Consider the following 15,454-nt stretch of genomic DNA (forward strand, 5'->3'; position numbering starts at 1 on the left):
TATTAACTTTGATGGCTGAAGAAGTCGAAATCACCAGTAGATTCATTGACTATGAAAACTTCTTCGGTATTACCCGATCAGAGCTCAATACTCTCGTCAAGGGAATTTCCCTTTTCCACGACCTAGGAAAAGCGAGTAGCTACTTCCAGAAACATCTCTCTGGAATGAAAGTTGATAACGGGTTATCTCAACATGCAGTAATTGGGTCAATAGCTTTAGGACATTATCTTGATGGCAAAATACCTGATGAATTGGGAGCGACCATCTTGGTAGCGATGACAGTCGTAAAACATCATCATGGTAAAGCTAGGCCCCTTGAATCACTTATAGAATCCTTTGATGATAATCAAGGAGAGATAGAAAAAATTATCGGCACACTTAATAACGCATATCTTGATTGGATGGAGAAATCAATAGGGGAAAGGGTGAACCTAGATATGCCCTCCCTGGTTCCGAAGATAATAAAGTGGAAGAGAAACTATAGAAAGTTTAGAGAGAAAGCCGGTATCAGAAATTATGTGCTGTTCGAATACCTGTTTTCTTTACTCACATGGGCCGACAGAGTGGATGCAGCGTTCAATGACAATTACAACCACGAAAGGCAACATATTTCGCCGAATATTGTGGACATTTTCAGAACCTCAGAAGGATTTGATGAACCAAATACAGATATAGATCTGTTGAGAAACGCTTTCTATGAGGAAGCTATCTCGAATCTTGAATTCACTGTTGGTTCAATTAAAGGAAGGACTGGAATTGGTAAGACGCTAGCCACACTCTCTCTGGCACTCAAGAAGAGAGAGAGAACTCAGAAAGAAAAAGGCTACATTCCCCGAATTCTTTACTGTTTACCCTTTCTAAGCATAATTGACCAAACTTACGAAACTATCTCAAAAGTCCTCAAAACATCTGGAATTATAGAAACGTCGGACATATTGATGCAACAACATCATCTAACAGACCTTTCATATTCGAAGCAAATAAATGGAGGTGAGACCGAAGACTATGATACTTATCTCGCAGATATACTTCTCAATTCCTGGGATAGTGAAATTGTCATAACAACTTTCGTGAGTATTTTCCATTCGATGCTTACAGAAAAACGAAATACACGCTTCTTCAGACTTCCTGGTTCTATTATCATACTGGATGAAATCCAGGCTGTCCCTCCAAAATACTGGAAAGTAATTAGCGAAGTACTTGAACACCTTGCGAAATGGGGAGGCACAAAGATAATTTTCTCAAGCGCAACGATTCCACAGCCATTCTTCGTTTCTTCTCTTCCTCTGGTGCGTAGAGAGTACAGCCTTGACAGGTATGACGTGAAATACCTCGGAAAGATGAGCATGGAAGAATTTAAATACAGCATTCTTGAAGAAGCTGTCTCCGCAGCAATTAATAAGAAGAAAGCCTTGATGGTAGTCGCAAACACAATAAACTGCTGCAAAGAGTTATACGAATATCTAAAGGACTCAAGAAATATCAGCGATGAGAAAATCCACTGTTTATCATCGAATTTGCCACCCGCAGTCAGAAAAAACGTAATTAAAAATATAAAGAGAAAGAAAGGTTTTCAAGTCCTTGTGACTACTCAACTGATCGAGGCAGGTGTGGATATCAGTTTTGACTATTGTATAAGAGACCTCGGGCCTCTCGACAGCATTCTTCAAGTTGCAGGACGAGTGAATCGTTCGTGCGAAAAGAAGCGTGGTGAACTGTTGATTGTAGATCTTGTGAAGGAAGATTCAGGAAGATCTTTCTCCTGGATCTACAATAGCACGATAATATGGGCAACTCGAGATATTTTGAGCAATTTGGGGGCTTCTGTAGATGAACCGAAGATATACGAACTGGGAGATAAGTACTTCACTCAATTGGTGAACAAAGGACTTGAAAACGAATCTCTTGAGCTTTTGGAAGCTCTTGTCAATCTGGATTTTGACAAAATATCTGACTTCAGCCTGATTGAACAGATAAAAGGCTCTGTTACCATCCCGGTTTTTTTGGAAATCAATAATGACGCAAAACATTTCTGGAAAACTTATTGCGAAGTTCTAAGTGAAATACCCCCCAAAGAAAACAAATACCAATATCTAGCGCGAAAAAAGCAGGCTATAAGAAACTTGGCACCCTATGTAGTTAACCTTAGAGTCTTCTACTATCCCGGAGCAAAAACCTATGCTCTACCAGATATTCAACACGGCTTCAGCTATGTATCCTCAGATGACTTGAAATATTACTACGATCCTAAAACCGGCCTGAAATCAGATGATGGGAGTTTGTTCCTGTGATTGAGATCAATGGAAGTCTCATACTCTCGTACTCTAATTGCTATAGAGAAGCCTGGCTAATGGCTCACAGAATTATTCCGGAACAGGATAACACGTTCATTGCCCTGGGTCGTCTCATTCACGAAACCTCCTACGAAAACAGAGGAGAGAAAGATATCGCCATAGATAACATTCGGCTGGACATGGTCGAAGAAAAAAAGGGAAGAACTATCGTCAGCGAGGTAAAGAAGTCTAAATACTCCCTTGAAGGAGCCAGAGATCAGTTGCTTTTCTACCTGCTGCGCCTGAAAGAAATGGGAGTCGAAGCTAATGGCCTGTTACTAGTTCCAAAAGAGAAAAAGAAAATCGAAGTTAGCCTTAACCCGGATGAAGAAACCAGGCTGAAGAAAATGTGCGAAGAGATTCAGGATCTTGTTGAGGGGCCAATACCGCCTCTCGAAAGACCGCAAAACAAGTGCCAGAACTGCGCATACTACACTTATTGTTGGGTGTGATGACATGAAGCGAATGTTGTACCTCTTCACTTCGGGAAAGCTTTTGAGGATGAACAACACTCTTGTCTTCGAGAAAGAAGATGGAAAGAAGGTCCACCTTCCAGTCGAGCAGACGGATTCCATATGCGCTTTTGGAGAGTTGGATCTCAACAAAAGAGTATTGGAATTTCTGACCCAAAAACAGATCCCTCTCCACTTTTTCAATCGATACGACTACTATTCAGGGACATACTATCCAAGGGAGCACCTCAATTCCGGCTTCCTGATACTTCAGCAGGTTAATTTCTACAACGATCCGGAGAAACGGCTTGACCTTGCGAAGAAATTTGTCAGCGCCTCGATGACCAACATGCTTAATGTTCTGGCATACTACAATCGACGAGGAAAAGACCTGGAAAACGCGATCGAGAGCCTGAATTCATTGAAAGACCGACTGGTAGAAACTGCAAGCATCGACGAATCAATGGCCATAGAGGGCAACTTCAGAGATCTCTATTACAAGTGCTTTGATGCAATAATTGACAACTCCAGCTTCGAGTTCGTTTCAAGAACAAGACAACCACCCCTGAATAGACTCAACGCCCTAATAAGCTTTGGAAACACGATGCTCTACACTACAGTTCTAGGAGAGATCTATCGCACCCATCTCGATCCGAGAATTGGATACCTTCACACAACGAATTTCCGTAGCTTCTCTCTGAACCTGGATGTCGCTGAGGTCTTCAAACCGATTCTCGTAGACCGTCTGATCTTCTCCCTGATAAACAAAAAACAGATTCAGGCCAAACACTTTGCGAAGCACCTTGAAGGCATTTATATGAACGATGCCGGTAAGGAGACGTTCGTGAAGGAATATGACGAAAAGCTGAAGACAACGATCAAACACCCTGGGCTGAAGAGAAACGTCTCGTATCGCTATCTTATCCGTCTAGAGCTGTACAAAATAGAAAAGCACATCACAGGAGAGAAAGAGTATGTCCCATGGAAAGGATGAAGGATGTACGTGCTTCTAGTTTATGATATCGGCGAAAAACGCGTAAACAAAGTGCTGAAAATATGCAGGCAATACCTCGACTGGGTACAGAACTCTGTACTTGAAGGCGAATTGACAAAAGCAAGCCTGGAAACGCTCAAAAAACGCATTGAAAGAATTATGAACAAAGAAGAAGACTCGGTGCGGATTTACAAACTGAGGACGCAAGACGACCTGACGCTCGAAATATTGGGGATAGACAAAAAGCAAGTAGCCGACGATGGAATTATCTGAAAAGAGAGGTGCTAAAAGTGGGGAATGAACCAATCACATTTAGAATCAAAACCCTGACACCGCTATGGACCGGTGGGGCAGATGGAAAGATGGACAGAATCCACGAAACGGGAATTATCGGAAGTATCAGGTGGTGGTATGAAGTCATTGCTAGAGGGCTCGGCTATTACATTTGCGATCCGATTTCTGACAATCGCTGCAAACTATCCGGCAAAGAAAAAGACGGTGAAGAAAGGATTTCGAAGCTTTGTCCCGCCTGCTATCTGTTTGGAACTACAGGTTGGAAGAGAATGTTCAATTTGCCTGTAACGATCGATGGCAAACATACAATTAAAGGTAATGAACCCTTTTCACAGGCTACAACCAACAGCATCAACAAGAGCTGGTTAAGTAAGGTCTTTGAGAAGAACCGTTATGATATGAACTACTTCGGTTCGCTTGAGCTTAAAGTTCTTCCAAGGTGCGATAGACATCAAATTGTAGAGCAGCTTAAGGCTGTCCTTTCAATTATGAGCAACTTTGGTTCTCTTGGGGCTAAGCCTCAATTTGGTTACGGCCTCTTTAAACTCGCTGATCATACGGAAGAAACAAAAGAATCACTTCGGATGATCAACAGATTCCTTAAGGAAAATTGCTTTATCAAAAGAAGTGATGATAAGAAAGGCTTTTCGCTGAAGAACTACTGGAAAATCGAAACAGAAGTTGGAAAGTCTCTACCACCAGCGAACCTGGAGTATCTGGGCAAGAAAGGTAAGGATGTGTATATTCCGATGTCTTTTGAAGTGAGATATATGTTGCGAAAAGAATACCTTGAAAAATGCGGATCAAAAAAAGCCACAGCAGAGATCTTTGGAGGGACAAAAGGAGATAAATGGGCCAGTAAAGTCTTTGTTAGCAGTTTCTACAAAGAGGACCAGAAAAATGAGAAATATAAGTTGCGCATTTGGGGATTCACAGCAAGAGCTGTTTCGGAAATTGTTCGCGAAGCAATTGAAAGAGATTATGAGACTAATAACGATAGAGAGATTTTCTCTTTTGATGAAATGCTAAGTGAGGTGACACAAATTGATTCTTGACTGTAGTTCCAGCACCCTCTCTAAAATCAAGGAAGAAAGCATCATAAACCAACTCAAGGATAAACTCCAGAAAGACAAATCAGAAGAGAATGTGATTGCGGAAATTCTTAAAAAACTAAACGACTCAGAACTCTTGATTACTTTCAAATACCTCGAAGCCACAGGGAATTCCGATGGAGAAAACTACGTAAAACAGGTTTATGCGAAGAGAAGGAAAAGTGCGAACTGCGGAAGCTCTTTCGCTGATGAAACATTCCATAAAGTCGATGCGACAGCCATGGATATTCTCCCTCCATACTCATTCATTATCGAGTTTGCTTTTACTCTTGAAAAGCCTTACATCTCCAAGGATGATGAGAATTTCACGATTATTGAAAACTCCATAAAGCGAGAAAAGATTCTCGGTTGCCCATATATTCCAGGATCTACGTGGAAAGGCTGCCTTCGTTCAGCACTCTGGCATGAAGGTATGAAAGAAGATGACGAGCAAATCACTCGAATCTTCGGAAATGAGAGACAGAATAATGAAAGCTTTCGACAGGGCCGTCTTCACTTCTTTCCATCGTTCTTCGATAGAGTAGACTACGAAATCATAAATCCTCATAACAGGCAAACTCGTACCGGGACAAATCCAATACTCATCGAATGTATTCCTGCCAATGAAACCAGTAACTTCTCACTCCTGTCTCAACTTATGCACTTCGAGTTAACAAAGCGAGGAAGAAGGAAGTGGATAGAAGAGTCGCTAGCGGAAGAGCTTCGAGCTAATTGGAAGAAGTAATCGAATTTGATCAGTTCAAGGAAATCCCTGAGAGAGACCTGGTCTTTGACAGAGCGATAGAAGTTGGCGATCATCCATGTAGTGAAGGCAAGCTGGACAAGCTCTACATGCTTCTGAAAACTGGTAGAGGAGAAGACCTGAGCCTTGAGACCGAAGTTCTGCTTGACTGCTTTGAAGTAGGTCTCGATGTAGTTTCTCTTCCTATAATGCTCAAGGATCTCCCAATCGGTCAGAGAAGTATCGCTTGAGAGGATGATTCTGTTCTCTTGGTCTGTGTTATGAAAGACAAGCTTGACAGTGGCATTGTTGTATTTGGGTATCTTCACAATGATAGAAGAGAGACCGCGAGTTTTGTCTCTCAATTTGGACAGATGGAGCTTGCGCCCCTGAAAGATAACATTCAGTACAGGATTGAGTCTTCCGATTACTGTGAAACCCATTTCCATAGCCTTCAGAAATATCTCCGAGCAGAGTATTCCTCCATCCATCATGAGGATAGTATCTTTGAAGGGGATTCTCTCGAGCATTCGAATGAACTGGTCTGTGAGATTCTCTTCGTCTCTCAAAGAGGAGAAGAGAGGGAAGTAGAGTTTATCTTTCACCCAGCCTATAGCGCTCAAGAGAGAGACTCCACTCACGATTCTATTCTCTATGGTTGAGTAGAAGCTCCCGAGATTCTCGATTCTCTTTCCTCTCCTCTTCATGACAGTCTCGTCCAGAATGATGTACTTGAACTCGAGAAAATTCTCCTGGAGGAATCTAGAGATGTAATCTACTCTCGCGTATGAAAGGTCTCTTGTGGAGAGTGACTGAGAGCTCAACATTCTCGAGATGGATGACTGAGAAGAAGAACAGAAGGGGGCCAGTCTGCTGGTGTTCTTATGAGCGGACAGGAAGAGGGCACAGGAATACCCTTCAACAAACCTTCTCTGCTCTATACGTAGGAAGCGAACTGAACCGATGACATCCGAGATAATCTGTGATATATTCGTTGTGGGCATGAAATCATCCTTTCGTAAGGTTTCGTCACCACGAATATACGATGATTTCATGCCTTTTTCAATGACCCTGTCCTATTTCCTTCTTTTGGTTAAGTCAAAATGCATAAGTTGAGCCTGTATGTTCCCTTTGATCTTGTTGGAAAAGAATCAGTAGAGATCAAAAAGCAAATGCTTGAAGATCTAAAACTTGTTGTTGAAGGACTCGAAGCGATGTTCACAGTATATGGATTTGGTGCAAAGACCTCAAGCGGATATGGAATTGCCAGCAACAATATAAAAAACGGGAAAGTCTACACTGACATGTCTGTAAAGATAGAGCAAGAAAGCAAGGCAATGAAACTACCCGAGAATTTCCGGAAATACCTCAACGAAAACGGAACTGTAAAAGGCGAACTGATTGACAATTCAACAGGAACCCTGCTCAGCAATAAAAATTTTCAAAAGCAGAAGACAGAGCACGGTTTTCTGAGTGGTGATGAATTCTCAAAATTTAAACGCTGGTATGAGGAAAATGGTGAATCTTACATGAAATCATTGAGTGTCAAACACTCTCAACAAAACGCGGGAGAATTCGCGAGCTTTACTGAGCTTATAGACTTAACAAGGGCAATAGCCGATATGAACGCTCAACCAGATACAACGGGAGGTAATCCTGATGAGTAAAGACTTGACTGTCCTTGCAGAAAACAGAGACGTTTTGCTTACTGCTGAAATTGCATGCTGGTTGCACATGATAGGGAAGTATCACGAAGACTTCATAAGCGAAAAAAACAGGAAGCTAGATGCTATGGTTCCCTCCGAAATCATTGTGAATCCCATGATGAGTAAGCTTTTCGTGGATGATCTCACTTACGGAGCCTCAGAAAAGGTGGCTGATAAATGGGGAAATGACAGATCAATTGTCAAGAAAACAATAATCAAGGAGTTTATTGAAACTCACAAAGGAAAACCCCAAAATCCCTATCTGAGCTTGAATCGAGATGCGCATGGAAGGGGCTCGGGAACAGAAAAAGGGATTCTTGATGACGAAGCATATGAAGACCAAAAAAATAGGGCTAATGCTATCATATACCCATCTACCGCATTTGGTTTTGAAAATAACTACATGAACATTGACGAAATAGCTTCCGAAAGACATATTTTGTACAACTTTATACAACAAAAGCTAGATGCAGTTCGAAAACTGGCTGGGCAGAATAGTGCAGAGGACCTAAAAGTATGGAAGGTACTTAGACAGGAGTTTATCAGCACACTTCAGAGGCATTTCAGTAAAGCAATAGGAGACACTAGAAGACCTATAAATGACGTTACTCTTTGGGACCAGACAATATCTTCGGTAGCTTTTTTCAAAGCAGAGCTTGCAGAATCCTTGATCAATGGATATAAAGACCCTTTTGATAAAGACAAATACACTTTCAGGTACCTTCACGTGACTTTTGACGGTGAAAGCTATGTGGCAAAAGGAACTGGTATTGGCGACACAATAACTCGAAGAAAGCTTATCGACGAAGCATTTGATTCAGCAAAATTATTAATCGAGGTGGAGTATCCTCTCGGTTTAGAAATATACAGAGACACAAACGGGATAACTTTCTTAATTCCAGAGCTAAGTGAAAAACTGACGATTGATGACTTAGTTGTGAAGAAAGGGGTCAGTCTAAAGCAGACAATCTCAGAAAAGATCACTGCTTCAACTAACTGGGAAGTCACTCCGTTCTTCCATATCAGCGAAAGACCTTCAAGAAGTCTCTATAATTTGGGCTCTATGATATCAAAAAGGCCTGATGGCAATATTCCTTATCTGAAACTCAAAGAACTCTGGACCGAAAAAGCAGAGTTATGCTCTTCCTGCAATATAAGACCTATTGAAGCTAGCTCTCGAAAACGAGGGATTAAGTTTTGTGAAGAATGCTACAAGAGAATCACTGGCCGTGGAAAACAGTGGGTGGAAAACAGGAATAATCAAACCGTATGGATAGATGAAATCGCAGACTCAACGGGAAAAATCGCACTGCTTAGCTTTGGCTTCAGTTTGAACAGTTGGATCAATAAAGCACATAATCTTTCAACATTCGGAAACCTTAAGAAGACGGTTGGTTTCTCCTTCAAGGAACTCACGGAAGAGCTTTCAACATCAAACAAGCTAGATTGTATGCCAAATCTGAAGAGTATTGGAAAAAAACACGTCTTAAATGATCTTAAAACAGTTGATGGCCTTTATGACTTCATGGTGGGTTCTGAGGACCTCGAAGATAACAAAGCGCTCACAAAAAATGAAAAGCTGGCACTCGCAATTTGGCGGAAACCTCCTTCATTCGCAAGGGTTCGGAGAGTCTGGGAAACGACGAGTAAGTTCTGGGATGAGGCTCTTGTAGAAATCAAAGCAGTTATAAGTCCAATAACTGAAAGGATTGTTCTGAAAGTTCGGACAAATAATCTAAACCTCCCACCAAATAATGCCTATGAAGCCAAAGTCAATGAAACCAAATTCACTGTATTCTACGAGAACAAGAATCCTAAAGGCGCTGATGGACTTGAAAACTTCGTGATAATTGAGAATCTTGATCTACTAGCTAAGAAGCTCGGTGTAGAAATAAAGAAAGGCAGTCGAAAGGATTTAATTGATGAATTAATCAAAGAGTTTAAAGACAAGAACATAGACTTTTTCAGCTCCAACACTCCTTTAGAAGTACTCGCAAGTTCAAGAATCGAAGGCATCGAAATCGAATCGTGTAATTACTCCCCGGTAATCGAAATAACAAAAGACCCGGAAAGATTCATGGTTCTTGTGCCGGCTGATAAGGCTCTTGAAGCTGCTAAAAAGATAAAGGAAAAATATGAAAAGGAAATGGGAAAAGTCAGAAACCGCTTGCCCATGAATCTTGGGATCGTGTACGCGGGATATCATACGGCTCTTCCTGCCATCATGGATGCCGGGCGCAGGCTAATACAGATTGACAACAAAGAAAAAGAATGGATACTAACAAAGCAACCCGAAGAATACTCCAACTACTTCAAACTGTATTTTGAAGATCAGGTTTGGAAAATCCCCTCAAAGATGGGAGACTGTTCAGAAGATGTATGGTATCCGTATTTCTATGTTGATAATCTGGATAAAGTTGAACGGGAAAAAAGATGCCTTTCTTTCAAAGGCCCATCTGGTAATTGGCTAGTTCATGTTTCTCAGCTCAAAGAGGGGGATAAAGTTCTAGTCACACCTTCTTATTTTGATTTTGAGTATCTTTCTTCTGCTTCTCAGAGATTCGAAATCAGCTATAACGGCGAGAGTAGAAGGCGTTCAAAGGACAGAAAGCATCGTCCATACTATCTTGACGACCTGGATAAGATCGAAAGAGTATGGGTTATTCTCTCAACGAGACTTTCGAACAGCCAAATAAAGAAGCTGAACACTCTCGTTGAAGAAAAACGAAGAGATTGGACCGATTCACTTGGAGAAAAGGACGAAACTTTCAAGAGTTATGTAGAGAACGTCATTGACAATCTTAGATGGAAGCAATCCCTCGCAAAAGATGAGAAAGATACACTCGTTGACTTCTGTGTGAGCAGGAAACTAGCAGATGTGCTGGAAATTCACATGAGCATATTGAAGGATAAATCGGAGGTGGCGGAATGAACAATGAACTTTATAAGGAGGAAAAATTCGTTTTTATGACTCTTGACCCGATTCACATAGGAACGGGTGGGACTAATCTGGGTATAGTAGACAACACGATAGTGAGAGAAGCTGGCTCAAACATACCGATAATTCCAGGGACAAGCCTTTCAGGTGCGGCAAAGATGTTCGCTGCGATGCTTATGGGAGATCTGGACGCTGCCGGCAACAAAAAGCCCAAGAGTACTGAGAATCCAGTATCATACACTTTTGGGTATATAAATGGAAATGGTTCTGAACAGTCAAGCAAAGCTGGCGTTGTAAGCTTTTCCGATGCAAGAATAGTTCTTTTCCCGGTCTATTCATCCGAAGGAACGATCTGGGTTACGACCAAAGCTATGCTAAACGAAATTGGAATAGATGTGAAAAAACTAGATCTGGTTGAAGAAAAAGCTTATCACCTGGGTGGAGCAGGTGAGAACGGTAAAATCAAAATCGGCTGGCTATATATTGATGTAGAAAACTTAGCAGTAGAAAAGCCCAAACTTGATGGCTTGGCAGGAAAAAGCGAATGGCAGCTTATCGAACAGAAGATCTACATGGTATCAGACAAACTGTTCACGCAAATAGTCAATGACAACCTCGAAACAAGAACTTCCGTAGCGATCAATTCTGAAACCGGGGCTGCCGAAGATCAAGCTCTTTTCACATATGAAGCAATTCCAAGAGCCACATGGTTGATATCTAAGGTAATTCAGGATGACTTTAGATCGAACGGATTCGAAACCGCAAAGAATTGCCAAGTGAATGACAGAGTAAAAGACTGGAAATCCCCAATGGATGTCGTAAAAGCCGGCTTCAAAGTCATAGAATACCTTGGCATCGGAGGAATGACCACAAGGGGCTTCGGCAGAATGAAGATTATCTCTGGTGGTGAAAACTAATGAAGAACCTTGATTACATTGCAGCGAAATCAGGGCAAAATGTCTTAGCTGCTCTAAATAGCATGGATAAAAAAGAACTCGAGAAACTCATTAATGATGTTCTTTTGGTACTCCACGGCAACGGTGTTTACGCCTGTATCCTCTATCTCTATGCGAGAGAAAAGAAAAAAAGCGAAACAGCAGAGGAATTAGCAAAAGAATTACTGTGTTCTGCCAGAGAATCGTTGGGAATAGACTTCGAAAATTTGGATGAGAAGATGAAAAATCCAGAAAGCGTGCTCAGTCTGGTTAACGAAAAGATCTGCAACAACACCGATTCTCTCTTTCTTGTAAAGGACTTATGGGAAAGGACTCTCGTTTACGCCAGATATGGGGCCAAAGCGAAGGTGAAGAAATAATGGGTTGGAATTTACATAGAGTATTCCTTAAACTTCTTTCTCCGATGCATATAGGCTGGAGAAAAATTGGAAACCTTCAACAAACAAGATACTATGTTCCCGGTAGAACCCTCTGGGGAGCCTTGACCGCCAGGATTGCTAGAGACTGCGGAGAATTTAGCTACATGAAGACTGGCATAGATGTCGATAAATTTCTCAGATTCAGCTACTTCTACCCATCTGATAATGAAGAGAAAATCGACCTTTTCCCATGGACAGGAAAAGATGAGTTCGAATGGAAATTCATTGGAAGCACGGTAAACACTGCGCTAGATCTGGGTAAAAAAACAGCTGACGAGGGTAGTCTACATGAAACAGAGTATATAGCTCCAAAAACAAGAGATAGGAAACAAGTCTATCTAATTGGATATGTTTTTGAACATAAAGACTGCGGATTGAATTGGAAAGCTGCTCTAACAAAGTTACAAATAGGTGGTGAAAGAACATATGGCTGGGGTCGAGTAGGGATTGATGAATCGAAAGGCTGCGCTCGAGTTGCTGAAATTGATCTCGATGGATATGATATTGAACTCGACGGTGAATTTCCTATGATAAAACTCTCAGCCTCTCGTTCTGTAATCTCCCATGTACTCGCGGACAATCAAATAGATAACTTTGCATCAAGTGGCAACATAGAACCTCTGATTGGACTTGAGACAACTAAAGAAGAAAGATTCGGAGCAGAAATCTCAGCAGCACAAATATGCTGGACACCTGGAACTAAATTCAGTAAAGATCATACTTTTCTGATAGGCGAAAAGGGAATCTGGAAATCCAAATCATAATTTACTCCTCCGTCGACCCCTGATGCATGGAAAACACCGGGGGATCGACAGAAGTACTTGAATTCAATTCTTTTACTGTGGATAAGATTTACAAGAAATCGGTCTTTGAAAAACAGGCATGAACTGAATTTGCCTCAAAACACTGAAAATACTTTATAATCTATATAGTAACGGGCTTCCAGACTACCTATGAGGAATTGAAACACATTCGTGTACGCCGCTAATGAAGCGGAGATGACTAGCTTCCAGACTACCTATGAGGAATTGAAACACAAACTTTTCAACTTTGACGAGCATGAGAAGCTCGCTTCCAGACTACCTATGAGGAATTGAAACAGGAACGCAAGCTGTCTATTGACGTTCTCTATCTTGCCGCTTCCAGACTACCTATGAGGAATTGAAACTAGTCGGCCCACTCGAAACCTTCCAGTTTTTGAAGCTTCCAGACTACCTATGAGGAATTGAAACCTCCATACGTCTGAATATGCCTTGTACGAGTCGTTCCGCTTCCAGACTACCTATGAGGAATTGAAACTCTCTAATCAGTTGTAATCGCTGAAATCTAGCTAAGCTTCCAGACTACCTATGAGGAATTGAAACCTCGGATACCAATAATCCCTAAAATACCCTTCCGGCTTCCAGACTACCTATGAGGAATTGAAACTGATGAAACTAACGCTTTTCCATATAAGAGCAAAGGCACGCTTCCAGACTACCTATGAGGAATTGAAACTTTCTACGCCTTCCACAGCCCTACGAAGGACTGCTCCTGCTTCCAGACTACCTATGAGGAATTGAAACTCGCGGCGGTCGAAGCCGAGATCAAGGGTATCGCTTCCAGACTACCTATGAGGAATTGAAACGTCCACTTCTTGAGCGCTTCGTATCCGAGAATTATCTTTGCTTCCAGACTACCTATGAGGAATTGAAACCTGGATTCTGATCCATATATAAGGGAGTGGTGACGCTTCCAGACTACCTATGAGGAATTGAAACGCTTCTCTGCTATGTCAGTCACGGGCTTGGCTATGGCTTCCAGACTACCTATGAGGAATTGAAACACTTCTCCGTTTGTTTTGTTCCTACATATGACCTGCTTCCAGACTACCTATGAGGAATTGAAACCAGGCTTGCAAACTACGACATACGGTACAGAGACCGCTTCCAGACTACCTATGAGGAATTGAAACGCCAACGCTTCTTTGTCTTGCTTTTCCCATGCTGGCTTCCAGACTACCTATGAGGAATTGAAACTCTCGCCAGTCAACGTAGAGTTCGCCAGTCGTGTGCTTCCAGACTACCTATGAGGAATTGAAACTGAGCCATCTGATATTTCCAGACAGCTTCTTCACGCTTCCAGACTACCTATGAGGAATTGAAACACCAGCGCATAGAAAGCGCTGCTAAGTCTCTCTATCTCGCTTCCAGACTACCTATGAGGAATTGAAACATGTTGTATCAATGGTTGTAGTACCATCTGTATAGCTTCCAGACTACCTATGAGGAATTGAAACTAGTCAAATTGAAGACCGAACCCAGGTACGAGACGGCTTCCAGACTACCTATGAGGAATTGAAACTCCGCTTCTGCCAGTCTGTCCACGAAAGCCATAGCCTCGCTTCCAGACTACCTATGAGGAATTGAAACACATTCGTGTACGCCGCTAACGAAGCTGAAATGACTAGCTTCCAGACTACCTATGAGGAATTGAAACTAAATTTTTTAGTAGGGGTAACGGTTTGGTTTGGCTTCCAGACTACCTATGAGGAATTGAAACCTATCATGAATACGAAACTGCTGGAGACTACGATGTTCAGCTTCCAGACTACCTATGAGGAATTGAAACAGTTCAACCCTGCCGACGAATGGGCCGTTCCTGCCGCTTCCAGACTACCTATGAGGAATTGAAACCCGTACAAGTCAAGACCATCGTTTCTATCATCGCGCTTCCAGACTACCTATGAGGAATTGAAACGCACCTCACAGGTGTGGGGAATGAAACATATCAGGCTTCCAGACTACCTATGAGGAATTGAAACTCAGCTCCTGGAGAACTCGGGTATAAAGTCTCAGAGCTTCCAGACTACCTATGAGGAATTGAAACACGGCTTTGACACGGTACTTGTATTTTCGCCACGCTTCCAGACTACCTATGAGGAATTGAAACTCGTGTTGACTTCTTTGAGCTTCCTTTGGTACTGCTTCCAGACTACCTATGAGGAATTGAAACTCTTTTCTCCGGTCCATTTCAAACCGAGCCAGCCTAGAGCTTCCAGACTACCTATGAGGAATTGAAACACGAGAGCCGGGATTGTTTCGCTAGTTCCTGATGCATCCAGCTTCCAGACTACCTATGAGGAATTGAAACTCCAATTAGCTAGAAACGCTATTCCCATCGCAGCAGCTTCCAGACTACCTATGAGGAATTGAAACTTGAACCATTCATTGAGCGCGTACTTGTTGCTAGCGCTTCCAGACTACCTATGAGGAATTGAAACCCCAGAACCTCTCCAACATCACCGAGTGCTGACCAGAATGCTTCCAGACTACCTATGAGGAATTGAAACGAAAGAAACACGTGACCATCGAGCTGTTTGATGGCGCTTCCAGACTACCTATGAGGAATTGAAACTGCTCAAACGACAACAATACCGAGGAGAGGTCAAGCTTCCAGACTACCTATGAGGAATTGAAACATCGACCCGACCACCTCCTTTCTCCACAGGCCCCCAGGCTTCCAGACTACCTATGAGGAATTGAAACGC

The 15,454-nt window shown here is 42.2% G+C and carries 12 protein-coding genes and 1 CRISPR repeat array (1 of these 13 running past the window's edge); of the genes, 11 read left to right on the top strand and 1 reads right to left on the bottom strand.

The window, feature by feature from the left end:
- The first annotated feature begins 11 nt into the window (after positions 1-11).
- From cas3 to MESINF_RS05970, 6 genes are read left to right on the top strand one after another with little or no spacing between them, the layout of a single operon-like run.
- Positions 12-2,291: a CRISPR-associated helicase Cas3' gene (cas3, locus tag MESINF_RS05945; protein ID WP_231936905.1), complete on the top strand. Its 2,280-nt coding sequence runs from the start codon at positions 12-14 to the stop codon at positions 2,289-2,291.
- Entirely contained in the window at positions 2,288-2,785 is a 498-nt protein-coding gene (gene cas4, locus MESINF_RS05950; RefSeq protein ID WP_169698970.1) for a CRISPR-associated protein Cas4, read from the top strand. Before cas3 ends, cas4 begins: the two co-directional genes overlap by 4 nt.
- A gap of 4 nt (positions 2,786-2,789) precedes the next feature.
- Positions 2,790-3,779 carry a type I-B CRISPR-associated endonuclease Cas1b gene (cas1b, locus tag MESINF_RS05955; RefSeq protein ID WP_169698971.1) on the top strand — a complete coding sequence of 330 codons (990 nt, stop codon included), beginning with the start codon at positions 2,790-2,792 and terminating at the stop codon, positions 3,777-3,779.
- A 3-nt stretch (positions 3,780-3,782) separates the two neighbouring features.
- Positions 3,783-4,052, top strand: coding sequence for a CRISPR-associated endonuclease Cas2 (gene cas2, locus MESINF_RS05960; RefSeq protein WP_169698972.1), 270 nt, complete (start codon positions 3,783-3,785; stop codon positions 4,050-4,052).
- 17 nt (positions 4,053-4,069) lie between these two features.
- Positions 4,070-5,128 carry a type III-B CRISPR module RAMP protein Cmr1 gene (cmr1, locus tag MESINF_RS05965; RefSeq protein WP_169698973.1) on the top strand — a complete coding sequence of 353 codons (1,059 nt, stop codon included), beginning with the start codon at positions 4,070-4,072 and terminating at the stop codon, positions 5,126-5,128.
- Positions 5,118-5,909, top strand: a complete 792-nt coding sequence (locus tag MESINF_RS05970) for an RAMP superfamily CRISPR-associated protein (RefSeq protein ID WP_169698974.1) — start codon at positions 5,118-5,120, stop codon at positions 5,907-5,909. Before cmr1 ends, MESINF_RS05970 begins: the two co-directional genes overlap by 11 nt.
- Here MESINF_RS05970 and MESINF_RS05975 read toward each other — a convergent pair.
- The gene (locus tag MESINF_RS05975; RefSeq protein ID WP_169697944.1) at positions 5,816-6,910 is read right to left on the bottom strand and encodes a transposase; all 1,095 of its coding nucleotides are present in this window, start codon (positions 6,908-6,910) and stop codon (positions 5,816-5,818) included. The genes MESINF_RS05970 and MESINF_RS05975 overlap by 94 nt on opposite strands.
- Before the next feature lie 99 nt (positions 6,911-7,009).
- Between MESINF_RS05975 and MESINF_RS05980 the strand changes: the two genes are divergently transcribed.
- The 5 genes from MESINF_RS05980 to MESINF_RS06000 are packed head-to-tail and all read left to right on the top strand — an operon-like array spanning position 7,010 to position 12,689.
- Positions 7,010-7,573, top strand: coding sequence for a hypothetical protein (locus MESINF_RS05980; protein ID WP_169697926.1), 564 nt, complete (start codon positions 7,010-7,012; stop codon positions 7,571-7,573).
- The gene (locus MESINF_RS05985; RefSeq protein ID WP_169698975.1) at positions 7,566-10,544 is read left to right on the top strand and encodes a CRISPR-associated protein Csx11; all 2,979 of its coding nucleotides are present in this window, start codon (positions 7,566-7,568) and stop codon (positions 10,542-10,544) included. Before MESINF_RS05980 ends, MESINF_RS05985 begins: the two co-directional genes overlap by 8 nt.
- A complete protein-coding gene (cmr4, locus tag MESINF_RS05990) occupies positions 10,541-11,467 on the top strand; it encodes a type III-B CRISPR module RAMP protein Cmr4 (RefSeq protein WP_169698976.1) in 927 nt (308 codons plus the stop codon). The genes MESINF_RS05985 and cmr4 overlap by 4 nt, the downstream gene beginning before the upstream one ends.
- Entirely contained in the window at positions 11,467-11,865 is a 399-nt protein-coding gene (locus MESINF_RS05995) for a hypothetical protein (RefSeq protein ID WP_169698977.1), read from the top strand. The genes cmr4 and MESINF_RS05995 overlap by 1 nt, the downstream gene beginning before the upstream one ends.
- Positions 11,865-12,689 (top strand): RAMP superfamily CRISPR-associated protein, encoded by an 825-nt coding sequence (locus MESINF_RS06000; protein WP_169698978.1) that lies wholly within the window; start codon positions 11,865-11,867, stop codon positions 12,687-12,689. Before MESINF_RS05995 ends, MESINF_RS06000 begins: the two co-directional genes overlap by 1 nt.
- A 174-nt stretch (positions 12,690-12,863) precedes the next feature.
- Positions 12,864-15,454: direct repeats of the CRISPR family, unit length 30 nt; unit sequence GCTTCCAGACTACCTATGAGGAATTGAAAC (it continues 6,084 nt past the right edge of the window).

This window comes from Mesotoga infera (assembly GCF_900157305.1).
GTDB lineage: Bacteria > Thermotogota > Thermotogae > Petrotogales > Kosmotogaceae > Mesotoga > Mesotoga infera.

Excerpts from the sequence above, each read along its gene's own strand:
- cas3 (WP_231936905.1), top strand. The coding sequence starts at position 12 with ATGGCTGAAGAAGTCGAAATCACCAGTAGATTCATTGACTATGAAAAC.
- cas1b (WP_169698971.1), top strand. The coding sequence starts at position 2,790 with ATGAAGCGAATGTTGTACCTCTTCACTTCGGGAAAGCTTTTGAGGATG.
- cas2 (WP_169698972.1), top strand. The coding sequence starts at position 3,783 with ATGTACGTGCTTCTAGTTTATGATATCGGCGAAAAACGCGTAAACAAA.
- MESINF_RS05975 (WP_169697944.1), bottom strand. The coding sequence starts at position 6,910 with ATGCCCACAACGAATATATCACAGATTATCTCGGATGTCATCGGTTCA.
- MESINF_RS05980 (WP_169697926.1), top strand. The coding sequence starts at position 7,010 with ATGCATAAGTTGAGCCTGTATGTTCCCTTTGATCTTGTTGGAAAAGAA.
- MESINF_RS05985 (WP_169698975.1), top strand. The coding sequence starts at position 7,566 with ATGAGTAAAGACTTGACTGTCCTTGCAGAAAACAGAGACGTTTTGCTT.
- cmr4 (WP_169698976.1), top strand. The coding sequence starts at position 10,541 with ATGAACAATGAACTTTATAAGGAGGAAAAATTCGTTTTTATGACTCTT.
- MESINF_RS05995 (WP_169698977.1), top strand. The coding sequence starts at position 11,467 with ATGAAGAACCTTGATTACATTGCAGCGAAATCAGGGCAAAATGTCTTA.
- MESINF_RS06000 (WP_169698978.1), top strand. The coding sequence starts at position 11,865 with ATGGGTTGGAATTTACATAGAGTATTCCTTAAACTTCTTTCTCCGATG.